The organism is Pseudokineococcus basanitobsidens (genome assembly GCF_037482545.1).
In the GTDB taxonomy this organism is placed as follows: Bacteria; Actinomycetota; Actinomycetes; order Actinomycetales; family Quadrisphaeraceae; genus Pseudokineococcus; species Pseudokineococcus basanitobsidens.
Genome location: NZ_JBBIAA010000004.1, coordinates 80,501 through 103,821 on the forward strand (window position 1 = coordinate 80,501; position 23,321 = coordinate 103,821).

Annotated in this window: 26 protein-coding genes; 4 read left to right on the forward strand and 22 right to left on the reverse strand. The window is 75.6% G+C overall.

Going from position 1 to position 23,321, the window contains the following annotated elements; all coding sequences use genetic code 11:
* Positions 1–10: 10 nt before the first annotated feature.
* A complete protein-coding gene (locus tag WDZ17_RS05975; RefSeq protein ID WP_494516968.1) occupies positions 11–361 on the reverse strand; it encodes an Rv1322 family protein in 351 nt (116 codons plus the stop codon).
* Between the two features lie 196 nt (positions 362–557).
* On the opposite strand from WDZ17_RS05975, the gene nucS reads away from it, so the two are divergent.
* Both nucS and WDZ17_RS05985 read left to right on the forward strand, forming a co-directional pair.
* Entirely contained in the window at positions 558–1,253 is a 696-nt protein-coding gene (nucS, locus tag WDZ17_RS05980) for an endonuclease NucS (protein ID WP_339574224.1), read from the forward strand.
* 75 nt (positions 1,254–1,328) lie between these two features.
* The gene (locus WDZ17_RS05985; RefSeq protein WP_339574225.1) at positions 1,329–1,766 is read left to right on the forward strand and encodes an organic hydroperoxide resistance protein; all 438 of its coding nucleotides are present in this window, start codon (positions 1,329–1,331) and stop codon (positions 1,764–1,766) included.
* Between the two features lie 88 nt (positions 1,767–1,854).
* Here the strand turns inward: WDZ17_RS05985 and WDZ17_RS05990 are convergent, their stop codons facing one another.
* The 3 genes from WDZ17_RS05990 to WDZ17_RS06000 are packed head-to-tail and all read right to left on the reverse strand — an operon-like array spanning position 1,855 to position 4,792.
* Positions 1,855–3,711 carry a Na+/H+ antiporter gene (locus WDZ17_RS05990; RefSeq protein WP_339574226.1) on the reverse strand — a complete coding sequence of 619 codons (1,857 nt, stop codon included), beginning with the start codon at positions 3,709–3,711 and terminating at the stop codon, positions 1,855–1,857.
* Between the two features lie 56 nt (positions 3,712–3,767).
* Positions 3,768–4,463 carry a TetR/AcrR family transcriptional regulator gene (locus tag WDZ17_RS05995; RefSeq protein WP_339574227.1) on the reverse strand — a complete coding sequence of 232 codons (696 nt, stop codon included), beginning with the start codon at positions 4,461–4,463 and terminating at the stop codon, positions 3,768–3,770.
* Positions 4,463–4,792, reverse strand: coding sequence for a DMT family transporter (locus tag WDZ17_RS06000; RefSeq protein WP_339574228.1), 330 nt, complete (start codon positions 4,790–4,792; stop codon positions 4,463–4,465). The genes WDZ17_RS05995 and WDZ17_RS06000 overlap by 1 nt, the downstream gene beginning before the upstream one ends.
* Positions 4,793–4,938: 146 nt before the next feature.
* Here WDZ17_RS06000 and WDZ17_RS06005 point away from each other — a divergent pair, with 146 nt between their 5' ends.
* Positions 4,939–5,265 carry a hypothetical protein gene (locus tag WDZ17_RS06005; RefSeq protein ID WP_339574229.1) on the forward strand — a complete coding sequence of 109 codons (327 nt, stop codon included), beginning with the start codon at positions 4,939–4,941 and terminating at the stop codon, positions 5,263–5,265.
* A gap of 25 nt (positions 5,266–5,290) precedes the next feature.
* On the opposite strand, the gene murA is transcribed toward WDZ17_RS06005, so the two are convergent.
* Positions 5,291–6,592, reverse strand: a complete 1,302-nt coding sequence (murA, locus tag WDZ17_RS06010) for a UDP-N-acetylglucosamine 1-carboxyvinyltransferase (protein ID WP_339574230.1) — start codon at positions 6,590–6,592, stop codon at positions 5,291–5,293.
* A gap of 429 nt (positions 6,593–7,021) precedes the next feature.
* On the opposite strand from murA, the gene WDZ17_RS06015 reads away from it, so the two are divergent.
* Positions 7,022–7,669 (forward strand): cob(I)yrinic acid a,c-diamide adenosyltransferase, encoded by a 648-nt coding sequence (locus WDZ17_RS06015; protein WP_339574231.1) that lies wholly within the window; start codon positions 7,022–7,024, stop codon positions 7,667–7,669.
* Between the two features lie 242 nt (positions 7,670–7,911).
* On the opposite strand, the gene WDZ17_RS06020 is transcribed toward WDZ17_RS06015, so the two are convergent.
* From WDZ17_RS06020 to rpmE, 17 genes are all read right to left on the reverse strand, one after another.
* Positions 7,912–9,873: a M13 family metallopeptidase gene (locus WDZ17_RS06020; protein WP_339574232.1), complete on the reverse strand. Its 1,962-nt coding sequence runs from the start codon at positions 9,871–9,873 to the stop codon at positions 7,912–7,914.
* A gap of 70 nt (positions 9,874–9,943) precedes the next feature.
* Complete coding sequence (locus WDZ17_RS06025; protein ID WP_339574233.1) at positions 9,944–10,375, reverse strand: DUF2550 domain-containing protein; 432 nt, start codon at positions 10,373–10,375, stop codon at positions 9,944–9,946.
* 15 nt (positions 10,376–10,390) lie between these two features.
* Entirely contained in the window at positions 10,391–10,675 is a 285-nt protein-coding gene (locus tag WDZ17_RS06030; protein ID WP_339574234.1) for a F0F1 ATP synthase subunit epsilon, read from the reverse strand.
* Positions 10,675–12,138 carry a F0F1 ATP synthase subunit beta gene (atpD, locus tag WDZ17_RS06035; RefSeq protein WP_339574235.1) on the reverse strand — a complete coding sequence of 488 codons (1,464 nt, stop codon included), beginning with the start codon at positions 12,136–12,138 and terminating at the stop codon, positions 10,675–10,677. The genes WDZ17_RS06030 and atpD overlap by 1 nt, the downstream gene beginning before the upstream one ends.
* A gap of 103 nt (positions 12,139–12,241) precedes the next feature.
* Entirely contained in the window at positions 12,242–13,162 is a 921-nt protein-coding gene (locus WDZ17_RS06040; protein WP_339574236.1) for a F0F1 ATP synthase subunit gamma, read from the reverse strand.
* A 107-nt stretch (positions 13,163–13,269) separates the two neighbouring features.
* Positions 13,270–14,895, reverse strand: a complete 1,626-nt coding sequence (gene atpA, locus WDZ17_RS06045) for a F0F1 ATP synthase subunit alpha (protein ID WP_339574237.1) — start codon at positions 14,893–14,895, stop codon at positions 13,270–13,272.
* A 179-nt stretch (positions 14,896–15,074) separates the two neighbouring features.
* On the reverse strand, positions 15,075–15,896 hold the full coding sequence (locus tag WDZ17_RS06050; protein ID WP_339574238.1) for a F0F1 ATP synthase subunit delta: 822 nt from the start codon (positions 15,894–15,896) through the stop codon (positions 15,075–15,077).
* Positions 15,896–16,501, reverse strand: a complete 606-nt coding sequence (locus WDZ17_RS06055; RefSeq protein ID WP_339574239.1) for a F0F1 ATP synthase subunit B — start codon at positions 16,499–16,501, stop codon at positions 15,896–15,898. The genes WDZ17_RS06050 and WDZ17_RS06055 overlap by 1 nt, the downstream gene beginning before the upstream one ends.
* A 49-nt stretch (positions 16,502–16,550) precedes the next feature.
* Positions 16,551–16,763, reverse strand: coding sequence for an ATP synthase F0 subunit C (atpE, locus tag WDZ17_RS06060; protein WP_339574240.1), 213 nt, complete (start codon positions 16,761–16,763; stop codon positions 16,551–16,553).
* A gap of 106 nt (positions 16,764–16,869) precedes the next feature.
* Positions 16,870–17,673 (reverse strand): F0F1 ATP synthase subunit A, encoded by an 804-nt coding sequence (atpB, locus tag WDZ17_RS06065; protein ID WP_339574241.1) that lies wholly within the window; start codon positions 17,671–17,673, stop codon positions 16,870–16,872.
* Entirely contained in the window at positions 17,670–18,020 is a 351-nt protein-coding gene (locus WDZ17_RS06070; protein ID WP_339574242.1) for an AtpZ/AtpI family protein, read from the reverse strand. The genes atpB and WDZ17_RS06070 overlap by 4 nt, the downstream gene beginning before the upstream one ends.
* 32 nt (positions 18,021–18,052) lie before the next feature.
* On the reverse strand, positions 18,053–18,457 hold the full coding sequence (locus WDZ17_RS06075) for a Cg1360 family ATP-synthase-associated protein (protein WP_339574243.1): 405 nt from the start codon (positions 18,455–18,457) through the stop codon (positions 18,053–18,055).
* A 145-nt stretch (positions 18,458–18,602) separates the two neighbouring features.
* On the reverse strand, positions 18,603–19,733 hold the full coding sequence (locus tag WDZ17_RS06080) for a glycosyltransferase family 4 protein (protein WP_339574244.1): 1,131 nt from the start codon (positions 19,731–19,733) through the stop codon (positions 18,603–18,605).
* A complete protein-coding gene (locus WDZ17_RS06085) occupies positions 19,730–20,665 on the reverse strand; it encodes an L-threonylcarbamoyladenylate synthase (RefSeq protein WP_339574245.1) in 936 nt (311 codons plus the stop codon). The genes WDZ17_RS06080 and WDZ17_RS06085 overlap by 4 nt, the downstream gene beginning before the upstream one ends.
* Positions 20,662–21,666: a peptide chain release factor N(5)-glutamine methyltransferase gene (prmC, locus tag WDZ17_RS06090; RefSeq protein WP_339574246.1), complete on the reverse strand. Its 1,005-nt coding sequence runs from the start codon at positions 21,664–21,666 to the stop codon at positions 20,662–20,664. The genes WDZ17_RS06085 and prmC overlap by 4 nt, the downstream gene beginning before the upstream one ends.
* The gene (prfA, locus tag WDZ17_RS06095) at positions 21,663–22,745 is read right to left on the reverse strand and encodes a peptide chain release factor 1 (RefSeq protein WP_339574247.1); all 1,083 of its coding nucleotides are present in this window, start codon (positions 22,743–22,745) and stop codon (positions 21,663–21,665) included. The genes prmC and prfA overlap by 4 nt, the downstream gene beginning before the upstream one ends.
* A 169-nt stretch (positions 22,746–22,914) precedes the next feature.
* On the reverse strand, positions 22,915–23,133 hold the full coding sequence (gene rpmE / locus WDZ17_RS06100; protein ID WP_339574248.1) for a 50S ribosomal protein L31: 219 nt from the start codon (positions 23,131–23,133) through the stop codon (positions 22,915–22,917).
* Between the last annotated feature and the right edge of the window lie 188 nt (positions 23,134–23,321).

The window sequence follows — 23,321 nt, forward strand, 5'->3', positions numbered from 1 at the left end:
ACGGGGCCGGTCAGCGCCGCGGGCCCCGGGTGGCACGGCGGTCCCAGCACGGCCGGTGCCAGTGGCGACGGTCGGCGAGCGCGGCCTCGGCCCCGAGCAGCCCGTCGGCGGGCCAGGCGACGACGTGCGGCGCCGCCCCGGGCACGAGCTGGTCGCAGCCGGGGCAGCGGTAGCTGCGCCCCTGACCGCTGCCCGCGCCACCGCCCGTGACGACCTGGACGACCCACTCGCCGTCGGCGTGGTCCTCCACGCGACGCATCCCGCCGCCGAGCGGCCGGTCCTCCGTCGACGGTCCGCCGCCGCCCCGAGGGGCGCGGGGCGCGGGTCTGCCTCCGCGACGGGGTCGGTTGCTGCGCGGCACGGGCCCATCGTGCCCGCAGCCGCGCGGCGCCACCTGACCAGGGCACGAGCAGGGGGCACGAGCAGGGAGGACGAGCAGAGGGACGAGCAGAGGGACGAGCAGAGGACACGTGGGTCCGGCGGGAGCCCGACCGCGCGGACGGACGCGGACGAGCGGCCTCCGGAGGACGGCCCGGCGGCGGCTAGGGTCGCCGTCCGTGAGGCTCGTCGTCGCCCGGTGCTCCGTGGACTACGCGGGACGGCTGACCGCCCACCTGCCGCTGGCCACCCGCCTGCTCATGGTGAAGGCCGACGGCAGCGTGCTCGTGCACTCCGACGGCGGCTCCTACAAGCCGCTCAACTGGATGAGCCCGCCCTGCACGCTGCTCACCGCCCCGGCGGAGGGGACGGCGGCGGAGGCCGGCGCCGTCGAGACGTGGCGCGTGGCGAGCACGAAGACCGACGACGTCCTCGTCGTCTCGGTGCACGAGGTGCTCTCCGACTCCAGCGTCGACCTCGGCGTCGACCCGGGCCTGGTCAAGGACGGCGTCGAGGCGCACCTCCAGCGCCTGCTGGCCGAGCAGATCGAGCACCTCGGCAGCGGCTACGCCCTCGTGCGGCGCGAGCACCCCACCGCCATCGGCCCCGTCGACATCCTGTGCCGGGACGCGAGCGGCGGGAGCGTCGCCGTGGAGATCAAGCGGCGCGGCGACATCGACGGCGTCGAGCAGCTCACGCGCTACCTCGAGCTGATGAACCGGGACCCCCACCTCGCGCCCGTGGCCGGCGTCTTCGCCGCGCAGGAGATCCGGCCGCAGGCGCGCACGCTCGCCACCGACCGCGGCATCCGCTGCGTCGTCCTCGACTACGAGGCCATGCGCGGCGTCGACGACCCCACGACGCGCCTCTTCTAGGCGCCGGCCGACGCGGGCCGCCCCCGGGCTGCCTGCGGCGGGAATGCCCCGCGCCGCGCCGCGGCTGCTGCGGGCATGAGCGAGCTCACCCCCTCGAAGATCGTCTACACCGCCTCCGTCACCTCCAGCGGCGGCCGCAAGGCCGGCCACGCCGTCTCGGACGACGGCGTGCTCGACGTGCGCCTCACCGCGCCGAAGGAGACCGGCGGACCGGGCACCGGCACCAACCCCGAGCAGCTCTTCGCCGCCGGCTACGCCAGCTGCTTCACCGGCGCCCTCGGGCTCGCGGGCAAGGAGCAAGGCGTCGACACCGAGCAGGCCGAGGTGCGCGCCGACATCGGCTTCGGCCCGGAGGGCGAGAGCTACGCCATCACGGCCGAGCTCACCGTCCGCATCCCCGGCGTCGAGAAGGCCACGACGCAGCGGGTGGTGGAGCGCACGCACCAGCTCTGCCCGTACTCGAAGGCCGTCCGCGGCAACGTGCACGTGGACCTCGTCGCGCTCGACGGCTGACGCCCGGAGCACCCGAGACCTCGCAGACCCCCGGCGCCCTGCGCGCCGGGGGTCTCGTGCGTCCGGCCGCAGGCGCCGCGGCCCGCCGCTACCCGAGCACCCGGTCCACGTAGCACCAGCGCCACGCCTCCCCCGGCTCGGCGCTGCGGGCGACGGGGTGGACCTCGCGCCGGGCGTGGGCGGCCGCGTGCCGGTGCGGCGAGGAGTCGCAGCACCCGACGAACCCGCAGGTCAGGCACTGGCGAAGGTGCTCCCAGCGGGTCTCGCCCAGGGCCAGGCAGTCCTCGCACGCGTCGGCGCCGACGTCCCCCTCGGCGGTCGGGGCCGCGTCGAGGTGCTCGCACCCGCCCTCGCGCGGCGAGCGCAGGGGCTGCGGCCGCTGGGTCGAGTCCTCGTCGGCGGCGTCGAGCAGCGACTCCTCGACGTCGAGCTCGGCGAGCACCTGCCGCAGGACGTCGGAGGGCACCCGCTGCTCGCCGCGCACGCGCAGCAGCTCCGCGCGCTCGGCGTCGAGCATCTCCAGGCGCAGACGCACCCACGCCTGGCCCGGCGCCCGCAGGTCGCCCCCGCGGCCGAGCCGCTCCCACGCCCGGTCCCCCCGGCGGCGCAGCCGGTCGTGCAGGGCGTCGACGACGTCCTGGGGGTCGCCCTGCCGCCGGACCTCCTCCAGCCGCCGCTGGGCGGCCTCCCGCGTGCGTTCCAGCACGGCGGCGTGCGCGAGGGCGTCCTCGCCCGGGTCGGGCGCGGGCAGGCGCACCAGACGCGCGAGGGCCGGCAGCGTCGTCCCCTGCAGCAGCAGCGTGCCGCCGACGACGACGAGCGCGGCGAGCACCAGCACCTCGCGCTGCGGCGTCGACGTCGGCAGCGACGCCGCGGCGGCGAGCGTCACGACGCCGCGCATCCCGGCCCAGCCGATGACGGCGACGACCCGCCACGACGGCGCCTCCCCGCGGCGGCCGGCGAGCCGCGCGAGCCGCAGCACCACCGCGACGTACACGAGCCGCAGCAGGACGACGAGGCCGAGCACCACCCCGCACACGAGCAGGGTCCGCCCCAGGCCGAGCCCGCCCTCCAGCGCGCCGCCGACGACGTCGGCGGCCTGCAGCCCGATGAGCAGGAAGACGCCGCCCTCGAGGAGGAACGACGCCGTCCGCCACGTGAGCCGCTCCGCGATGCGCGAGCGCGCCGTCTGCTGGACGGGCGAGCGGTGCCCCAGCACCAGCCCGGTGACGACGACGGCGAGGACGCCGGACGCGCCGACCTCCTCCGCCGGCAGGTACGCCGCGAACGGTGCGGCGAAGGAGAGCGTCGTGTCGAGGACGGGGTCGTCCAGCCGTCGGCGCAGACGCCCGGCGAGGAGGGCGACGACGAGCCCGACCGCCACGCCGCCGCCGGCCGCGAGGACGAAGCGACCCCCGACGTCCACGGCGGTGACCGTGCCCGTCACCGCGAGCAGGGCCGTGCGCAGCAGCACGAGGGCGGTCGCGTCGTTGACGAGGCTCTCCCCCTCGAGCACCGTCACGAGACGGCGCGGGAGCCCCACGCGCCGGGCGACCGCGGTGGCCGCGACCGCGTCCGGCGGCGCGACGACCGCGCCGAGCGCGACGCCGACGGCGAGCGGGACGGGCAGCAGCGCGCTGACCACGACGCCCACGACCAGCGCCGTGACGACGACCAGCCCCACGGACAGCAGCGAGATCGCCCGCACGTTGTGCTTGAGGTCCCCGATCGACGTCTGCAGCGCCGAGGAGTACAGCAACGGCGGCAGGAGCCCGACGAGCACGAGCTCCGGGTCGAGCACGAGCGACGGCACGAACGGCAGGTAGGAGGCGACCACCCCGACGAGGACGAGCAGCAGCGGCGCCGACCCGCCCGTCCGCCGGACCACGAGCTCCGCGGCGACCACGACGGCGGCGATGACGACGAGCTCGAGCGCGGTCTCCACGAGGGCATCGTGCCGCCGGGAGCACGGGGAGGACGACGGGGGCCGAGGGGCGGCGGCTAGGGGTGCGTCGGCGGGGCGAGCGCGACGAGGCCGGGGGCGAGCCGCTCGGCGGCCCAGCCCGCCAGGTCCGTGCGGTCCCCGTCGTCCCCCGCGCCGGCGGTCCCCGTCCCGGACCCCGAGCCCCCGGCGACGAGGGCCGCGACCAGCCAGCCGTCCACGAGCGCCAGCACGGCGCGCGCGGCGTCGGTGCGACGCCCCGCGGCGGCGAGCAGGGCCCGCACGCCCTCGGCGCAGGCGGCGTCGAAGCGCCGCAGCCGGCCGGCGAGCGCCGGGTCGTCCGAGAGCTCCAGCGTGCGCGCGTACAGCGCGCGGACGCCGTCGGGCCCGCGCCCGGCGTAGGAGCCGAGCACGAGGTCGACGAGCGCCGCGGCCAGGAGCCGACCCGCCGGGTCGTGCGCGGCGCCCGGGGCCGGTCGCTCGACCCGACGTCGCACCTGCTCCTCGAGGCGGTCGAGCAGGAGGTCGGCCCCCTCGCGCACGAGCGTGGCGACGTCCTCGACGTGGTAGCTGACGGCGGCGAGCGGCAGGCCAGCGGCCCGGGCGGTGGCCCGCGCCGTCACCGCCTCGGGCCCGCCCTCGGAGAGGAGCCCGGCCGCGGCCTCGACGAGGGCGACCCGTCGCTGCCGGCCCCGCGGCGCGCCACCCGGCCCCCCGACGTCCGGCCCCTCGACGTCCGACCCCGGGGCGGCCATCAGTGCGCCGACCCGCCGGACGTCAGCTGGAGGCCGACGACGCCGGCGACGACGAGGCCGAGCGCCACCAGGCGCCCGGTGCTCACCGGGTCCCCGAGCCACACCATGCCGACGAGAGCCGTCCCCACCGCGCCGATGCCGACCCACACGGCGTAGGCGGTGCCGACCGGCAGGTCGCCCAGCGCCCGGGACAGGAGGGTGAAGCTGCCGACCGCGAACACGACGAAGGCGGCGGTCCAGCCGTGCCGGCTGAACCCGTCGGAGAGCTTCAGCGAGACCGCGAAGCACGTCTCGAGCAGGCCGGCCACGACCACGAGCACCCAGGCCACGAGGACCTCCTCCTCCGGGGCGCCCTCGCGACGCCCGATCGGTACGACCGTACCAGACGAGTGGTACGCGCGTACTACAGCGGCGTCCGTCGTCCGCCGGACGGGTCCGACCGCCGCCCGGACCGACCGGGGCGCACACTCCTCGGGTGACGGGCTGGGGCAGTTACTCGATCCTCTTCGGACCCCTCGTCGCCTTCGCCGCCGTGGCCCTCATCGCCCTGCTCCTGCGCTGGGGGTGGAGCCGGGGGCACTCGCTGGTGCCGGGCCGGGCGCGCGCGGGCGCGCCGGCCGACTACGGGCTCCTGGTGCCCGTCGCCGAGCCGGCGACCTTCGTCGAGGCCGAGGCGTTGCGACGCCGGCTCGAGGCGGAGGGGCTGCGCGCGACGCTCGCCCCCACGACCGAGGGGCCGCGGGTGCTCGTGTTCCCCCGGGACGAGCACGTCGCCCGGGACATCCTGCGGCGCAGCGCCTGAGGCGCCCGCCCGCGGACCGGGCGGCTCAGCCGCCGGCGAGGCCGGGCACACCGGCGTCGTCCGGGACGACCTCGCGGCGGACGTCGGCGCCGAGCCCGCGCAGCGAGGCGACGACGTCCTCGTAGCCCCGGTCGACGTGGGCGACGCCGTGGACCGCGGTGGTGCCCTCGGCCCGCAGCGCCGCGACGACGAGCGCCGCCCCGGCGCGGATGTCGCTCGCCTCGACGGGGGCGGCGGACAGCCCCGGCCGACCGCGGACCAGGACGTGGTGGCCGTCGACGACGAGGTCGGCGCCGAGCCGCTCGAGCTCGTGGGCGAAGCGGAAGCGCGCCTCGAACAGGTTCTCGGTGAGGACGCAGCTGCCGTCGGCGACGGCGGCGAGCGCCAGGGCGAAGGGCTGCAGGTCCGTGGGGAAGCCGGGGTAGGGCAGCGTCGCCACGTCGACGGGGCGCGGCCGCCGGGGACCCTCGACGACGAAGCCGCCCTCGACCGGCTCCACCCGGGCCCCGGCGGCCTCCAGCTTGGACACCGCCATGCCGAGGTGCTCGAGCCGCCCGCCGCGGACGTCCACCCGACCTCCGGTGATCGCGGCGGCGTAGGCCCACGTCCCGGCGACGACGCGGTCCGGCACGACCGGGTGCCGCACGGGCGAGAGCGCGTCCACGCCGTCGACGACGAGCCGGGAGCCGCCGCGGCCCTCGACCCGCGCCCCCATCGCGAGCAGGAGGTCGACGAGGTCGTCGATCTCCGGCTCCCGGGCCACGCCGGACAGGACGGTGCGCCCGCGCGCCAGCGTGGCGGCCATGAGGAGGTTCTCGGTGGCGCCCACGCTCGGGAAGGCCAGCGAGATGTCGGCCCCGCGCAGGCCACCGGCGGGGGCCTCGGTGACGAGGTACCCGTGGTCGACGTGGACCTCGGCCCCCATCGCCCGCAGGCCGTCCACGTGCAGGTCCAGCCCCCGCGACCCGATGGCGTCCCCGCCCGGCACGGCGACGTCGGCGCGCCCGACCCGGGCGGTGAGGGGGCCGAGGACGCTGATGGAGGCGCGCATGGCCCGCACCAGCTCGTAGTCGGCGCGGTGGCCGATCTCCTCCGGGACGTCGATGCGGCAGGTCCGCGCTGCCGCGTCGTGCTCCACGTCCGCGCCCAGCCGGCGCAGCAGCTCGGCCATGATCCGCACGTCGACGATGCCGGGGACGGACGTGAGCTCCGTCGGCCCGGTGGCGAGCAGGCTCGCCGCCATGAGCTTGAGGACGCTGTTCTTGGCGCCGGGCACGTGGACCGCCCCCTCCAGGACGGCTCCGCCGGTGACGAGGATGCGCTCCACGGCGGGCAGCGTAGGTGCCCGCTCCCCGGCCGCCCGCCTCACCGCGCGGCCCCGGCGCACGTCGTCGGCGTGCGCCCCGGACCGCCCACCCACCGCACGACGTCGTCGACGTGCGCCCCAGGAGCCCCACCCACCGCAAGAAGTCGTCGAAGTGCGCCCCAGGACACCCACCCACCGCAAGAAGTCGTCGAAACGCGCCCCAGGACACCCACCCACCGCGACAAGTCGTCGAAGTGCGCCCCAGGGCACCCATTCACCGCGAGTAGTCGTCGAAGTGCGCCCCAGAGGCTCCACCCACCGCAAGAAGTCGTCGAAGTGCGCCCTTGACCGCCCACCCACCGCAAGACGTCGTCGACGTGCGCCCCAGGACTCCCCGGACGGGCGGGTGCCCGACGCGTCGAGAGCGCCCACCTCTGCGACGCTGCGGGCATGGCGGTGCGGCTGACGAGGATCTGGACGGGCACGGGGGACGACGGGACGACGGGTCTGGGCGACTTCTCCCGGACGAGCAAGACCGATCCCCGGCTGCAGGCCTTCGCCGACGTCGACGAGACGGGCGCCGCGCTCGGGCTCGTGCTCGCGGCGCTGCCGACCCCGTCCCGCTCCCCGGACGAGAGCGCCGCCCCGCCGCCCGTCCTGGGACGGGTGCGCGCGGTCGTGCGCCGCGTCCAGAACGACCTCTTCGACGTCGGCGCCGACCTCTGCCTGCCGGTCGGCGCGCGGGTCGAGCACACCCCCCTGCGCGTCCAGGAGCCGTGGGTGGGTGACCTGGAGCGCGAGATCGACGCGCTCACCGAGGCGCTGCCCCCGCTCACGAGCTTCGTCCTCGCCGGTGGCACCCCCGCCGCGGCCCACCTGCACCTGGCCCGCACGGTGGCACGCCGCGCCGAGCGCTCGGTGTGGGCCGCGATCGCCGCCCACGGCGACGGCGACGGCGGCGTCAACCCCCTGACGGCGCGCTACCTCAACCGCCTGTCGGACCTGCTCTTCGTCCTCGCCCGCACCGCCAACACCCCCGACCTCGGCGGCGACGGCGACGTCCTCTGGCGCCCGGGGGGCACGCACACCGAGCGGTAGCGGGCGCGCCCCCGGCGCCCCAGCCACACAGTGGCGGACCTCCGGCAGGCGGACGTGCCCGGCAGGTGACGGGCCAGGGCGGTGGCGGGTCGTCCGGTGGCACGTCAGGCCGACCCATGGCGCGGGGCGCGAGCCCCGCCGTGGATCGAGCCAGTGCGTCCGGACGAGCCGCCACCGCCCCGCCAGCCCAGCCCCTCCGGACAGCGCGGCCGAGCCGGCGCGCGCCGGAGCCGCGGCTCACGTCACCAGATGCGCACGCGCTCGGCCGGCTCCATCCACATGCCGTCGCCGGCCTCGGTCCCGAAGGCGGCGTGGAACTCGTCGAGGTTCTTCACCACCTGGTTGCAGCGGAACTCCTCGGGCGAGTGGGGGTCCGTGGCCAGGCGCCGCAGTCGCTCCTCGGGGCGGGCGACGGCCCGCCAGGCGGTCGCCCAGGACGTGAGGGCGTCGCGGACCTGGTCGGGGGTGAGGTCGTCCCCGTCGGCGCGGCGGGCGAGGCGCAGGGCCACGAGGGCGATGCCGAGGCCGCCCAGGTCACCGATGTTCTCCCCGACGGTGAGGGCTCCGTTGACGGTGTGGCCGGGCGTCTGCTCGGGCTCCAGGGCGTCGTACTGGGCCACGAGACGCTGCGTGAGGGCGTCGAAGGAGGCGCGGTCCTGCGGGGTCCACCAGTCGCGCAGCTGCCCGCGGCCGTCGAACCGGGAGCCCTGGTCGTCGAAGCCGTGCCCGATCTCGTGCCCGATGACGGCGCCGATGGCCCCGTAGTTGGCGGCGTCGCCGGCGGCCGGGTCGAAGAACGGCGGCTGGAGGATGGCCGCGGGGAAGACGATCTCGTTCATGCCCGGGTTGAAGTAGGCGTTGACGGTCTGCGGCGTCATGAACCACTCGCCGGCGTCCACCGGTCGCCCGAGCTTGGCGAGCTCGCGGTCGCTCTCGTGGGCGGTGACGCGGCGGACGTTGCCCACGAGGTCGGAGCGGTCGACGACGAGCCCCTCGTAGCTCTTCCACTCCTCCGGGTAGCCGACCTTGGGGGTGAACAGGTGGAGCTTCTCCAGGGCGCGGTCCCGCGTCTCCTGCGTCATCCAGGACAGCGCGGCGATCTCCTGCGCGTAGGCCTCGACGAGACGGTCCACGAGGAGCTGCACCTGGGCCTTCGCCTGCGGGGGGAAGTGGCGCTGCACGTAGATCTGGCCGACGGCCTCGCCGACGCCGCCCTCGACGAGGGAGACGCCCCGCTTCCAGCGCTCGCGCATCTCCTCGGTGCCCGACAGGCGGCGGCCGTAGAAGGCGAAGCCCTCCTCGACGAAGGGAGCCGTGAGGTACGGGCCCGCGGAGTGGACGACCCGCCAGGTCAGCCAGGCCCGCCAGGCGGGCAGCCGCTCGGGGACGAGCAGGCGCCCGAGGGCCTCGACGAAGGACGGCTGCGCGACGACGACCTCGGCCAGCGCAGACGCGGGCGCGCCGAGGCCCTCCAGCCAGGCCGACCAGGGCAGCCCCGGAGCCAGGGCCTGCAGCCCCTCCGCGTCGAGCAGGTTGTACATCTGCTGGACGTCGCGGCGGCGGACCCGGTCCCAGTGCTCGGCCGCCAGCTCGGTCTCGAGGCCGACGACCTCGCCCGCCAGCGCGTCGGCGTCCGGGCACCCGGCCAGGGCGAGCATCGCGGCGACGTGCGGGCGGTAGGCGGCCAGCACCTCGGCGTGCTGCTCCTCGCGGTAGTACGCCTCGTCCGGCAGGCCCAGCCCGCCCTGCCCGAGGTAGGGCAGGTACCGGTCGGGGTTCCCCAGGTCGGTGTCCACGGAGAGCCCGACGAGCCCGCCCGACCCGACGCGGTCGAGCTCGCCGAGCAGCCGGAGGAGGCCGATGACGTCCTGCACCTCGGCGACGCGGGCGAGCGGCCCCGCGAGCGGTGACGTCCCGGCGGCGTCCACGGCCGCCTCGTCGAGGAAGCTCGCGTACAGGCCCCCGACGAGGCGCTCCGTCGCGGACCCCGCCTCCCCCGCGTCGCGGGCGTCCTCGCAGATGACCCGGACGGCCTCCTCGGCCGCGTCCCGCAGGTCGACGAAGACGCCGGCGACGGACCGGTCCGGCGCGATCCGCGCGTCCGCGAGCCAGCTGCCGTTCACGGCGCGGAAGAGGTCGTCCTGCGGCCGGGGGCCGGGACGGGCCGCGGGCTCGGCGCTGCGGTGCGCGTCGGTCGTGGTCATGGGCCACGACCCTACGTCCGGCCCCCGACGGCGCGGGCACCACCGCGCCGCGCGGGTGCTCCCGCAGGTGTCAGGCCACGTCGACGCGGTACCCCGGCGGGGAGCTCTCCAACCAGGACGCGAAACCGGTGTACGCCTCCTCGCTCATGGCGAGGTCCAGCTGCCGCTCGTGGTGACGGCACTCCACGACGACGGCGTCGGGGAGCACCGCGAAGGCCTCGCTGCCCTGCGGCCGTCGGCGCCGGAGCACCTCGATGTCGTGACGGCCCCAGGTGCGCCCGCCACCGACGTCGACGCCGAAGACGCGGTACCAGGCCATCTCGTCGTGGCGGAAGCCGGCGACGCCGAGCACCCACCGACCGCCCTCACGACGCGCGGAGCAGTCGAACGCGCCGAGGCGCCGGGTGAGCACCCGGCGCCTCAGCGAGACGAGCAGCACGCCCAGGACCACCAGGGCGAGCAGGCCGGCGGCGACCTCCAGCGGGAGGAGGACACCGCCCACGACCGCCGACCCGCCTCAGCGACCGGCGGAGCCGCCGGCTCCCTGCACGTCGACGTCCTCGGCCACCACGACGGCGCGGTCGTGGTCGACCGACAGGAAGCCCCCGCCGATCGTGGCGCGCAGGGACTCGCCCTCCGTGGCCTCGATCCGGACCTCGCCGTCGACGAGCACGGCCAGGACGGGCTCGTGGCCGGGCAGCACCCCCAGGTCGCCCTCGACGGTGCGCACCGACAGGCGCGAGGCGCCTCCCGACCAGACCTGCCGCTCGGCGGAGACGAGCTCCACGTTGAGACCGGCCATCAGGCGCCGGTCTCCTTCTGGATGCGGTCCCAGTTGCGCTCGACGTCCTCGATGCCGCCGACGTTGAAGAACGCCTGCTCGGCGACCTGGTCGTACTTGCCCTCGGTGATGCGCTTGAAGGACTCGACGGTCTCGTCCAGCGGCACCGTGGAGCCGACGACGCCCGTGAACTTCTCCGCCATGTACGTGTTCTGGGACAGGAACTGCTGGATGCGGCGGGCCCGGTTGACGATGACCTTGTCGTCCTCGGACAGCTCGTCGACGCCGAGGATGGCGATGATGTCCTGCAGCTCCTTGTTGCGCTGGAGGATCTGCTTGACCGCCGTCGCCGTGTCGTAGTGCTCGCGGGAGATGTACTGCGGGTCGAGGATCCGCGACGTCGAGGTCAGCGGGTCGATCGCCGGGTACAGGCCGCGCGAGGCGATCTCGCGGGAGAGCTCGGTCGTCGCGTCGAGGTGGGCGAAGGTCGTCGCCGGAGCCGGGTCGGTGTAGTCGTCCGCCGGCACGTAGATCGCCTGCAGCGAGGTGATCGAGTGGCCGCGGGTCGAGGTGATCCGCTCCTGCAGCACGCCCATCTCGTCGGCGAGGTTCGGCTGGTAGCCGACCGCCGAGGGCATGCGTCCGAGCAGCGTCGAGACCTCGGAGCCGGCCTGCGTGAACCGGAAGATGTTGTCGATGAAGAGCAGGACGTCCTGGTTCTGCACGTCGCGGAAGTACTCCGCCATCGTCAGCGCCGACAGGGCCACGCGCAGCCGCGTGCCCGGGGGCTCGTCCATCTGGCCGAAGACCAGCGCCGTCTTGTCGAAGACGCCGGCCTCGGCCATCTCCCCGATGAGGTCGTTGCCCTCGCGGGTGCGCTCGCCGACGCCCGCGAAGACGGACACGCCGCCGTGGTTCTGGGCGACCCGCTGGATCATCTCCTGGATGAGGACGGTCTTGCCGACGCCCGCACCCCCGAAGAGGCCGATCTTCCCGCCCTGGACGTAGGGCGTGAGCAGGTCGATGGACTTGATGCCCGTCTCGAACATCTGCGTCTTGGACTCGAGCTGGTCGAAGGCCGGCGCCTGACGGTGGATCGGCCAGCGCTCGGTGATCTCGAGCCGCTCGCCCTCCTCGAGGTTGAGGACGTTGCCGGTCACGTCGAAGACGTGGCCGAGCGTCACGTCGCCGACCGGGACCGTGATCGGGCTCCCCGTGTCGACCACGTCGGTGCCGCGCACGAGGCCGTCCGACGGCTTGAGCGCGATGGCGCGGACGACGCCGTCACCGAGGTGCTGGGCGACCTCCAGCGTCATGGACGTCTGCTCGCCCAGCAGCTCGTAGGAGATCGTCAGCGCGTTGTTGATGTCCGGGATGGCGTCCGGCGGGAACTCGATGTCGACGACGGGGCCGATGACGCGGCTCACGCGCCCGGTGGCGGCGGCGCCGCCCTGGGTGCGGTCCTCGGTGGCGGTGGCGGTCATGTGCGGTGCTCTCCTTCGGCCGTGCCGGCGGGCGGGGTGCCCGGTGGTGCCGGGCCTGTTCCGAGCGTGGGGTGCGGAGCGTGGTGCGGGCGGTGCGCGCGGGTCAGGACCTCGAGCTCGCGGCGAGCGCGTCCGCGCCGCCGACGATCTCGGTGATCTCCTGCGTGATCTCCGCCTGGCGCGCCTGGTTGGCCAGGCGCGTGTACATCTTCACGAGGTCCTCGGCGTTGTCGCCGGCGGTCTTCATGGCCCGCTGGCGCGCGGCGTGCTCGCTGGCCGCGGCCTGCAGCAGCGCGTTGTGGATGCGGCTGGAGATGTATCGCGGCAGCAGCGCGTCGAGCACCTCCGGGCCGGAGGGCTCGAACTCGTAGAGCGGCAGCAGGTCGTCGCTGCTGGGGGGCTCGACGCCCTCGACCACCTCGAGCGGCAGCAGGCGGTTCACCTGCGGCTCCTGGGTGACCATGCTCACGAAGGTGGTCGAGACGACGTGGATCTCGTCCACGCCGGGCGCCCCGCCGTCCTCCGGGGAGGAGCTGCGGACGAACTGCTCGACGAGGGCCTCGCCGATCTCCCGCGCGTCGTCGAAGCGCGGCGCCTCCGAGAAGCCGCTCCACTCCTGCGCCACGTCCCGCCGGCGGAAGCGGTAGTACGCGATCCCCTTGCGGCCGACCACGTAGAGGACGGCCTCGCGGCCCTCCTCGCGCAGGCGCGAGACCAGGCGCTCCGCCTCGCGCAGGACGCTGGCCGAGTACGCACCGGCCATGCCGCGGTCGCTCGTCACGACCACGACGGCCGAGCGCCGCACGTCCTCGCGCTCGGTGGTGAGGGGGTGGTCGGCGTCGGAGTAGGTGGCCACCGCGGAGACGGCGCGGGTGATGGCCCGCGCGTACGGCGTCGACGCCTGCACCGCCTGACGCGCCCGCGTGATGCGCGAGGTCGCGATGAGCTCCATGGCGCGGAAGATCTGCTGCATCGACCGCGTCGACCCGATCCGCTGCTTGTAGACCCTCTGCTGGCCTGCCACGGTCCTGCTCCTCCTGCCTGGTGGGTGGCCCCGCGCGCCCGCTCCGGGCGGACGGCGGGGTCGGTCCCCGGCGGGCCGCCGTGCTCGCGGCCCGCCGGGAGCGCGCCTCAGCGCTTCTGGCGGACGATCTTCTCCTGCGACTCCTCGTCGGCGTCGCTGGCCTCGACGTCCTCCGGCTCGACCGGCGCGTCCGCGCTGGTCCGGAAGCCCTGCTTGAAGTCGCGCAGCTGGCGCTCGAGCTCGGCCGTCGTGTCGTCCTCGAGGCGGCCCGTCTCACGGATGGTCCGCAGCAGGTCCCCGCCGCGCAGCGACTCGAGCGCCTCGGCCTCGAAGCGGCGCACGTCGTCGACGGGCACGTCGTCGAGGATGCCCTTGGTGCCCATCCAGATCGACACCGCCTCCTCCTCGAAGGGGAAGGGGGAGAACTGGGGCTGCTTCAGCAGCTCCATGAGGCGCTGGCCACGGCCGAGCTGCTGGCGCGAGGCCGCGTCCAGGTCCGAGGCGAACATGGCGAACGCCTCGAGCGAGCGGAACTGCGCCAGGTCGATCTTCAGCGTGCCGGAGACCTTCTTGACGGCCTTGGTCTGGGCGTCGCCGCCGACCCGGCTCACCGAGACGCCGACGTTCACCGCCGGCCGCTGGTTCGCGTTGAACAGGTCCGACTCGAGGAAGATCTGGCCGTCGGTGATCGAGATGACGTTGGTCGGGATGAACGCCGAGACGTCGTTGCCCTTGGTCTCGATGATCGGCAGGCCCGTCATCGAGCCGCCGCCCATCTCGTCGCTGAGCTTGGCGCAGCGCTCGAGCAGCCGGGAGTGCAGGTAGAAGACGTCGCCCGGGTAGGCCTCGCGGCCCGGCGGGCGGCGCAGCAGCAGCGACACGGCGCGGTAGGCGTCGGCCTGCTTGGAGAGGTCGTCGAAGACGATGAGGACGTGCTTGCCGCCGTACATCCAGTGCTGGCCGATGGCCGAGCCGGTGTAGGGGGCGATGTACTTGAAGCCCGCCGGGTCCGAGGCGGGGGCCGCGACGATGGTCGTGTACTCCATCGCGCCCGCGGCCTCCAGCGAGCCCCGGACGGACTGGATCGTCGACCCCTTCTGCCCGATGGCCACGTAGACGCAGCGCACCTGCTTCGTCGGGTCGCCCGACTCCCAGTTGGCGCGCTGGTTGATGATCGTGTCGATCGCGACGGCGGACTTGCCCGTCTGGCGGTCGCCGATGATCAGCTGGCGCTGGCCCCGGCCGATCGGCGTCATCGCGTCGATGGCCTTGATGCCCGTCTGCATCGGCTCGTGCACCGACTTGCGCTGCACGACCGACGGGGCCTGGAGCTCGAGGGCCCGGCGGCTCTCGGTCTCGATCTCGCCCCGGCCGTCGATCGGCTGGCCGAGGGGGTCGACGACGCGGCCGAGGTAGCCGTCGCCCACGGGCACGGACAGGACCTCGCCGGTGCGGTGCACGGCCTGGCCCTCCTCGATGCCGGCGAAGTCGCCGAGGATGACGACGCCGATCTCGCGGACGTCCAGGTTCAGCGCGAGGCCGAGCGTGCCGTCCTCGAAGCGCAGCAGCTCGTTGGCCATCGCGCTCGGAAGGCCCTCGACGCGGGCGATGCCGTCCGCCGTCTCCGTGACGCGGCCGACCTCCTCCCGCTCCGCGCCGGTCGGGTCGAAGGACTGGACGAAGGAGTCCAGCGCGTCGCGGATCTCCTCGGGCCGGATGGTCAGCTCCGCCATGGGTGCTCCTCCTCGTCTCGTCCGCTCCCCCGACGTGCGCGAGGGGCGGTGCGGGTCCTGCCGGTGCGGTGCCGGCGGCCCCGCGGGTGGTGCCGTGCTCTGGTGCTCGGTGCTTCGGGTCCGGTGCTTCGGGGTCGGGCGCTTCGGGGTCCGGTGCCCTGGCCCGATGGTGCCTGCTGCTACCGGGTGAGGCGCCGCCGGGTCTCGTCCAGGCGGGAGGCGACGGTGCTGTCGACCAGCTCGCCGCCGACCTCGAGCCGGACCCCGCCGACGACGGAGGGGTCCACCGCCGAGTCGACGTGGACCTGACGCCCGTACTGGCGCGTCAGCAGCTCGACGAGCCGCTGACGTTGGTCGTCGCGCAGCGGCACCGCGGTGGTGACCAGCGCGACGACGCGGCGCCGCCACTCCGCCGCCAGCTCGCCGTACCGCGTCAGCGCCCGCTCGGGCGTGAGCCCGCGGGAGCGCGTCGCCGCGCGGCGGACCAGCAGGAGGGTCCCCGGGGCGACGCGGTCGCCGAGCAGCCGGTCCAGCAGGTCCCGGCGGGCCTGCTCGGGGGCGTAGCGGTCGGCGACGGCCGCGCGCAGCGCCCGGTCGCCGGAGAGCAGGCGCTCCACCCGGAAGAGCTCCTCCTCGACGCGGTCCACGCCGTCGCCGGAGTCGTCGGCCTGCGAGGCGCCCGACACGGTGGCCAGGACGGCGAGCTCCTCGACGGCGTCGGGCAGGTCCCGGGCCGCCGACCAGCGCCCCTGCACGAGGCGGCGGACGACGTCGAGCGCCTCGTCCCCCACCTGCCCGCGGAGCAGCCGCTCGAGGAGCCCGGTGCGGTCGTCGACCGCCCGTGCCGGGTCGGTGAGCGCCCGCCGCAGCGGTCCGGAGGAGTCGAGCAGGTCGACCACCCCGAACAGCTGCTCGCCGAGCTCCGTGCCCCGCGCGCCCTCCAGCACCGGGCGGACGTCCTCGGTGACCGCGCCGAGCGAGGTGCGGCTCGCCCCCCGCATCAGACGCCCTGCTCGCTGCGCTGCCCCGGTGCGGCCGAACCCGCCGCGTCGCCGCGCTCAAGGTCCTCGAGGAAGCGGTCGACGACGCGTGACTGGCGGGCCTCGTCGGACAACGACTCGCCGACGATGCGCGAGGCCAGGTCGGTGGCGAGGCCGCCGACCTCGCTGCGCAGCGACAGCATCGCCTGCTGGCGCTCCGAGGCGATCTGCCGCTGCGCCGACTCCGCGACGCGCTGCGCCTCGGACTCGGCACGCTGGCGCATCTCCTCGAGGATCTGCGCGCCCTGGGCGCGCGCCTCCTCACGGATGCGGCCGGCCTCCTCGCGCGCGTCGGCGAGCTGCGCCTTGTACTCGGCGAGCGTGCGCTCGGCCTCCTCCTGGGCGCGCTCGGCCTTCTCGACGCCGCCCTCGATGGCGGCCCGACGCTCCTCGTAGACGGCCTCGAGGCGCGGGACCACCTTCACGGCCACCACCGCGAGGATGATGGCGAAGGCGATGATCCCGAAGATCAGCTCCCCGAGGTGCGGGAGGATCGGGTAGAGCGGGTCGCCCGGCGGGTCCGACTCCGCGGCTGCCGCGAGCACCGCGGTGGCGGGAAAGGTCACTGCTCCTCCTGAGCCCGGTGGTGGGGGTGCCCTGGTCCTGACCGGGTGGTCAGCCGCCGGCGAAGACGAAGGCGAGCGCGATGCCGAAGATCGCGAGCGCCTCGGCGAGGGCGAAGCCGAGGATGGCGATGCTCTGCAGCATGCCGCGGGCCTCGGGCTGGCGGGCGACGCCGTTGATGTAGGCGGCGAAGATCAGGCCGATCCCGACGCCGGGGCCGATGGCCGACAGGCCGTAGCCGACGATCGCGAGGTCTCCGGTCATGGTCCTCTCCAACTTCTGTCCGTGGTGCCGCGACGCGGTGTGCGCCCGGTGGTCCTGCGGGTGGTGCGGTCGAGCGGGTGGTGCGGTCTGTGGACGCCGTGGGGCGTCAGTGCTCCTCGGCGTAGGCGTCGGCGATGTACGTCGCCGACAGCAGCACGAAGACGTAGGCCTGCAGGAACTGCACGAGGATCTCGAACAGCGTCATGAGGAACGCCATGAGGAAGGTCGGGATCGACACCAGCTTCAGCAGGGCGCCGCCGTCGACCAGCATGTACTCGGCGCCCCCGACGAAGAGCACGAGGATGAGGTGGCCGGCGAACATGTTGCCGAACAGCCGCAGGGCCAGGGTGACGGGCCGGGTGACGAAGTAGGTGACGACCTCGAGCACGAAGACGATCGGCACGATCCAGCCCGGCAGGCCGGCCGGGACGAGCCCCTTCAGGTAGCCGCCGACGCCCTTCCTCTTCACCGCGAGCGCGTGGTAGACGACGTAGACCACCAGCGCCAGCACGAGGGGGAAGGCGATGCGCGCCATCGTCGGGTACTGGAAGGGCGGCAGGACGCCGAAGAGGTTGTTGACGTAGATGAAGACGAAGAGCCCGAACAGCAGGGGCATGAAGCGGCGGAAGTGCTGCTCGCCGATGATGTCGCGGCCCACCGTGTTCCGGATGGCGCCGTAGACGGTCTCGAGCGCCATCTGGCCCTTGCCGGGGACCACCGACATCCGGCGCGTGCCCACGAGCAGCACCACGACGAGCACCGCCACGGAGATGAGGGCGACGATCGCGGGCCGGGTGACGGCGAGCGCCCCCTCGGTGCCGAAGAGGGGCTGCCAGAAGATCTCGGTGCCCGGGGGCTCGTAGGTGTGGCTCTCCGCGGTCAGCACGGGGGCCATCAGGGCGGGGCTCACGTGGTCTCCTCCGCGCGGACGTCGTCGTGGGTACGGGGGTGCGGGCGGCTCGGTCGGTCCGTCGCGGAGATGGCCTCGCCCGCGTCACCGTACCGGAACCACACGTACCAGACGGCGAGCACGATGCCGCCGATGATGCCGACCGGGCCGAAGAACGCCGTCCCCAGCAGGTGGTCGAGGCCGAAGCCGAGGGCCCCGAAGGTCAGGGGTCCGGCGACGAGGTAGGAGGTGGCCCCCCAGACGTCGTCGCGACCGTGGGGGCGGGGGGACGCCGACGCGTCCGGGCCCGGGCGGTCACCGCCACGGGTCGCGCCCGGCGAGGGTCGGCGGCTGTCGTCGTCGGCCATGGTGCGGCAGACGCTAGCAGCGGGGCGGCGGGTCACCGTCCACCACCCGTGCCCCGGGCGGGACCGGGGTCGTCCACCACGGGGTGACGGGCCCGCAGGAAGCCGCGCAGCTCGAAGCCGAGCCAGACCGCCGTGACGACGATCGTCGTCAGGCCCAGGGCGGGGCCCGGCAGCGACGTCACGCGGGCGAGGACGACGAAGGCGACGGCGAGGAGCACGACCTTCGCGGTGTAGGTCCCGAGCGCCACGACCATGACCGTCTGCGGCGCGCGCCGAGCGACCCGGGCGAGGACGACGAGGGTGCTCCCGAAGAAGAGGACCACCAGCACGACGCCCACGAGGGCCGCCACCAGGCCGGCCGGCCCGGAGACCACCAGCGCGACGACGGCGCACACGGCGCCCGCGACCAGGGCCGGCGCGAGGGCGGCACGGAGCATCCCGGCGAAGGCCTCGGGCGGGGGCGCGACCGCGTCGTCGTGGGTGCTCAGGGTGGGCTCCAGCGCTCGGTCGAGGGGGCGTCGGGGCTGCCTCGGCGGGCCACGGGGACTGCCGTCGTGGCCGTTGCAGCGCTTGTGAACATTATCACAAGCGACTCGGGCGCCCCTCGCCGAGCGTGGCCGCAGCGGTCTCCGGGGCCCCGCGACGGATGCGGAGGGTGACGACGGCGACGACCACGACGGCGGCCCCCCAGACGGGCAGCGCGGTCGTCAGGGGGACGAAGGCCGTCGAGACGGCGCCGAAGGAGACCACCGCGGCCCACGCGTACATGACGCCGACGGCGCGGGCGTGGCTGTGGCCGAGGTCGAGCAGGCGGTGGTGCAGGTGCAGCCGGTCGGGCGTGAAGGGCGACTGCCCCTTGGCGAGGCGCCGCACGACCGCCCACACGAGGTCGAGCAGCGGCAGCAGCAGCACCGCCAGCGGCAGCAGCAGCGGGAGGAACACGGGGGCGACCTGCACCCGGGACAGGACGGCCGGGTCCACGCCGGAGGCGGCGACGCCGGTCGCCGCGAGCAGGAGCCCGAGGAGCATGGAGCCCGAGTCCCCCATGAAGATGCGGGCCGGGTGGAGGTTGTGCGGCAGGAAGCCCAGGCAGCAGCCCACCAGCGCCGCGGCGACGAGCGTGGCGAGGTTGGAGTAGTCGTCGGGGCTGGCGTCCTGGCTCAGCAGGTAGGTGTAGACGAAGAAGGCGGAGCCGCTGATGAGCATGACGCCGGCGGCGAGACCGTCGAGCCCGTCGATGAAGTTGACGGCGTTGACGGCGACGAGGACCCCGAGCACCGTCAGGGCGAAGAAGGTCGGGCCCGAGCCGACCGTGACCCCGAAGACCGGCAGCGAGAGCAGCTGCACCCCTCCCCACGCCAGCAGCGACGCGGCGAGGACCTGCCCGCCCAGCTTGGCCAGCGCGTCGAGCCCCCAGACGTCGTCCGCGACGCCGATGAGGGACAGCAGGGCGCCGGCGCCGAGCACCGCCCACGGACCTCTCGAGTCGGCGAAGACGGCGTCGAGGAAGGGCAGCCGGCTCGCGACGACGAGCGCGGCGGCCAGGCCCGCGAGCATCGCCGTCCCGCCGAGCCGGGGGGTGGGGACGCTGTGGACGTCGCGGGCGCGCACGGGCGACATCGCCCCCAGCCGTTCGGCCAGCCGGCGGGCGAGGGGCGTGCAGAGGTAGGTCACCGCCGCGGCGGTGACGAGCACGAGGAGGTAGGCCCTCACCGCGTGCCGGGCGCGGGACCGCCCTCACCGGGCTCGTCCTCGCCCCGGTCGTCGGCCCGGTCGTCGGCCCGGTCGTCGGCCCGGGCGTCGGCCCGGTCGTCGACCCGGTCGTCGGCCAGGTCGTCGGCCCGGTCGCCGGCCCGGTTGTCGGCCCGGTCGTCGGCCCGGTCGTCGGCCCGGACGTCGTCGGCCCGGACGCCCTCCCCCGGCGTCGCGCCGGCGGGCGGGGCGCCGCCCTCGTCGCCCGCGGCCTCCACCGGCGACGGCGACGGCGGCCGGACGGCGCGCACGTCGGGGACGACGCGGCGCAGGTCCTCCAGCGCGACGACGCCCTGGCGCAGGACCTGCGGGCGGGGGCCGGTGAGGTCCAGCACCGTGGAGGGCTCGCCGCCCTCGCGCGGGCCGCCCTCCAGGTAGCAGGTCACCGCCTCCCCGAGCTGCTCGCGGGCCGCTGCGGCGGTCTGCCCCGGTGGGCGCCCCGTGAGGTTGGCGCTGCTGACGGCGAGCGGCCCGCTGCGGGCGAGCAGCTCCCGCGCCAGGTCGTCGTCGGGCACGCGCACGGCGACGGTGCCGCCGGTGTCGCCGAGGTCCCAGCGCAGCGAGCCCCGGGCCCAGCACACGAGCGTCAGGCCGCCCGGCCAGAAGGCCTCGGCCAGGTCGTCGACCGACGAGGACGCCGCGCTCCCCGACCGCTCCACCAGCGCGTCGACGGAGCGGACGTCGTGCACCAGCACGGGGGGCGGCATCGTCCGGTCGCGGCCCTTCGCCGCGAGCAGCGCCGCGACGGCGTCGGCGTCGAAGGCGTCGGCCCCGACCCCGTACACGGTGTCCGTCGGCAGCACGACGAGCTCGCCCCGCTCCAGCGCGTCGACGGCCTCGCGGAGGCCGGCGTCGCGGCCCTCGGGGTCACGGCAGTCGTGGAGCGTGCTCACGACGTCGCATCGTGGCACGGCCGCGGCCCGGCGTCGGCAGGCGCGGCGGCCCCGGCGCGGTCGGCTCCGTCGGCGCGGAGCGCACGGACCCAGCGGGGCCGCCCCGTCAGGTCGGCGTGCCCTCGCGCGTCCTCCCACGGCCCGGCGGCGAGCGCGGCGAGCAGCGCGTCCTGCTGGACGTCGGCGTGCTCGACGAGCAGCACGCCGCCCGGGCGCAGCAGGGCGGCGGCGCGGGCGAGGACCGCGCGGGGGACCGCGAGGCCGTCCGGCCCGCCGCCGTAGAGCGCCGGCGCCGGGTCGTGGTCGCGCACCTCCGGGTCCACGGGCGTGGCGCCCGGCGGCACGTACGGCGGGTTGCTGACGACGACGTCGACGGCGCCCTCGAGCCCGGGCAGGGCGGTGGCGGCGTCCCCGGCGACGACCTCGACCGGCCCGCCGGGCCGTCCCGCGGACGACCCCTGCGCGCCGGCGTTGCGGCGCGCCCACACGAGGGCGTCCTCCTCGAGCTCGACCCCGACCACGCGGGCGGCGGGCACCTCGGCGGCGACGGCGAGGGCGATCGCCCCGGAGCCCGTGCACAGGTCGACGACGACGGCGGGCCGCCCGGCGCGCGCCTGCACCTCCTGCGCCGCGGCCACGGCGGCACCGGCGACGAGCTCGGTCTCCGGGCGCGGCACGAACACCCCGGGCCCCACCCGTAGCTCCAGGCCGCGGAAGCCGGCCGTCCCGGTGAGGTGCTGCAGGGGCTCGCGCCGCGCGCGGCGCGCCACGAGCCCGGCGAGGACGCGCCGCGCCCCCTCGTCCGGGCCGGCGTCCCCGCGCAGCGCGGCCGTCACGACCGCGGCCCGGGGACGCCCCAGCACGTGCGCGAGCAGCTGCTCGGCGTCGGCGCGGGGGCTCGGGACGCCGGCCGTGGCGAGGCGGGCCGCGGCGGCCCGCAGCAGGGCCGCGAGGTCCGTGCCCCCCGCGCCCGCGGGGAGGCCGCCCGCTCCCGTGCTCATCCGCGCGACGTCTCGGCCGCCTGCAGCCGCTCGTCCTCGTCCGCCTGCACGCAGGAGGCGACGACGGCGTCGAGGTCGCCGTCCAGGACGGCGTCGAGGGTGTGGCTCTTGAACCCCGTGCGGTGGTCGCTCACCCGGTTCTCCGGGAAGTTGTACGTGCGGATGCGCTCGGACCGGTCGACGGTGCGGACCTGCGCCCGCCGGGCGCCGGAGGCCGCCTGCGCCGCCTCGTCGGCGGCCAGCGCCCGCAGCCGCGCCCGCAGGATGCGCAGCGCCTGCTCCTTGTTCTGCAGCTGGCTCTTCTCGTTCTGGCAGGAGACGACGAGGCCCGTCGGCAGGTGGGTGAGGCGCACGGCCGAGTCGGTCGTGTTGACGCTCTGGCCCCCCGGGCCCGAGGAGCGGTAGACGTCCACCCGCAGGTCGGCGGGGTCGACCTCGACCTCGTCGACCTCCTCCGGCTCGGGCAGCACGAGGACCCCCGCCGCGGAGGTGTGGATGCGTCCGGCGCTCTCCGTGACGGGCACGCGCTGCACCCGGTGGACCCCGCCCTCGAACTTCAGCGACGCGTAGACGCCGTCGCCGGGCTCGCCGCCGCGCCCCCGCACGGCGAGCGCGGCCTCCTTGACGCCGCCCAGGTCGGAGGGCGCGCTGTCGAGGACCTCCGCGCGCCAGCCCCGCCGCTCGGCGTAGCGCAGGTACATCCGCAGCAGGTCCCCGGCGAACAGGGCCGACTCCTCGCCGCCCTCCCCCGCCCGGACCTCGAGGATCACGTCGCGCCCGTCGTCGGGGTCACGGGGCACGAGCAGCCGGCGCAGTCGCTCGGCCGCGGTGGCCTCGGCCTCGACGAGGCCGGGCAGCTCCTCGGCGAAGGAGGCGTCCTCGACCGCCAGCGCCCGCGCCGCGGCGACGTCGTCCGCGGCGGCGCGCCAGCCGGCCTCCGCGCGGACCACGGCGCCGAGCTCGGCGTAGCGGCGCCCGACCCGTCGGGCGCGGGCGGCGTCGGCGTGCAGGGCCGGGTCCGCGAGCTGCTGCTCGAGGGCGGCGTGCTCCTCCAGCAGCGGGGCGACGACGTCGCGCACGCGGGCTCCTTCGCGGGGCGGGGGCCGGCCGGCGGGCTCGGCAGGGGCAGGGGTGGGGCGGCAGAGGCGCCGGGCGAGGGGGACGGGGCGGAACGGGCGCCGCGACCCCGGCACGACGACGGCGCCGGCCCACCCCGGCAGGGGCGGACCGGCGCCGTCGTGGCCGCGGCTACTTCTTCGCGGCGGTCTTGCCGTAGCGCGCCTGGAACCGGGCCACACGGCCACCGGTGTCCAGGATCTTCTGCTTGCCCGTGTAGAACGGGTGGCACGCGGAGCAGACGTCGACCTTCATCTCACCGCGGGTGTCGGTGCTGCGGGTCGTGAACGTCTCGCCGCACGTGCACGACACGGTGGTCGTCACGTAGTCGGGGTGCTGTCCGGCCTTCATGGTGGTTCCTCTCCGTCTCGGCGCCGGGTCGTGCAGCGCGGTGCGCGCACGTGAACCGGTACCCGTCGTCCCATCCTGCCAGAGCGGCGGACGCCCCCTCCAACGCCGGAGACGCCCGACCGCTTCCCCGCCCGCTCCTGGGCCGACCTCCGGGCCGGTCCGGCGGGCGGGGACGGCGGGCGGGGACG

What these genes read in the sequence shown, in the direction of transcription:
- WDZ17_RS06020 (WP_339574232.1), bottom strand. Translation starts at nt 9,873, where the DNA reads ATGACCACGACCGACGCGCACCGCAGCGCCGAGCCCGCGGCCCGTCCC.
- WDZ17_RS06070 (WP_339574242.1), bottom strand. Translation starts at nt 18,020, where the DNA reads ATGGCCGACGACGACAGCCGCCGACCCTCGCCGGGCGCGACCCGTGGC.
- atpD (WP_339574235.1), bottom strand. Translation starts at nt 12,138, where the DNA reads ATGACCGCCACCGCCACCGAGGACCGCACCCAGGGCGGCGCCGCCGCC.
- prmC (WP_339574246.1), bottom strand. Translation starts at nt 21,666, where the DNA reads ATGAGCACGGGAGCGGGCGGCCTCCCCGCGGGCGCGGGGGGCACGGAC.
- WDZ17_RS06015 (WP_339574231.1), top strand. Translation starts at nt 7,022, where the DNA reads ATGGCGGTGCGGCTGACGAGGATCTGGACGGGCACGGGGGACGACGGG.
- WDZ17_RS06030 (WP_339574234.1), bottom strand. Translation starts at nt 10,675, where the DNA reads ATGGCCGGTCTCAACGTGGAGCTCGTCTCCGCCGAGCGGCAGGTCTGG.
- WDZ17_RS05985 (WP_339574225.1), top strand. Translation starts at nt 1,329, where the DNA reads ATGAGCGAGCTCACCCCCTCGAAGATCGTCTACACCGCCTCCGTCACC.
- rpmE (WP_339574248.1), bottom strand. Translation starts at nt 23,133, where the DNA reads ATGAAGGCCGGACAGCACCCCGACTACGTGACGACCACCGTGTCGTGC.
- WDZ17_RS06050 (WP_339574238.1), bottom strand. Translation starts at nt 15,896, where the DNA reads ATGCGGGGGGCGAGCCGCACCTCGCTCGGCGCGGTCACCGAGGACGTC.
- WDZ17_RS06075 (WP_339574243.1), bottom strand. Translation starts at nt 18,457, where the DNA reads ATGCTCCGTGCCGCCCTCGCGCCGGCCCTGGTCGCGGGCGCCGTGTGC.
- WDZ17_RS05995 (WP_339574227.1), bottom strand. Translation starts at nt 4,463, where the DNA reads ATGGCCGCCCCGGGGTCGGACGTCGAGGGGCCGGACGTCGGGGGGCCG.
- atpA (WP_339574237.1), bottom strand. Translation starts at nt 14,895, where the DNA reads ATGGCGGAGCTGACCATCCGGCCCGAGGAGATCCGCGACGCGCTGGAC.
- atpE (WP_339574240.1), bottom strand. Translation starts at nt 16,763, where the DNA reads ATGACCGGAGACCTCGCGATCGTCGGCTACGGCCTGTCGGCCATCGGC.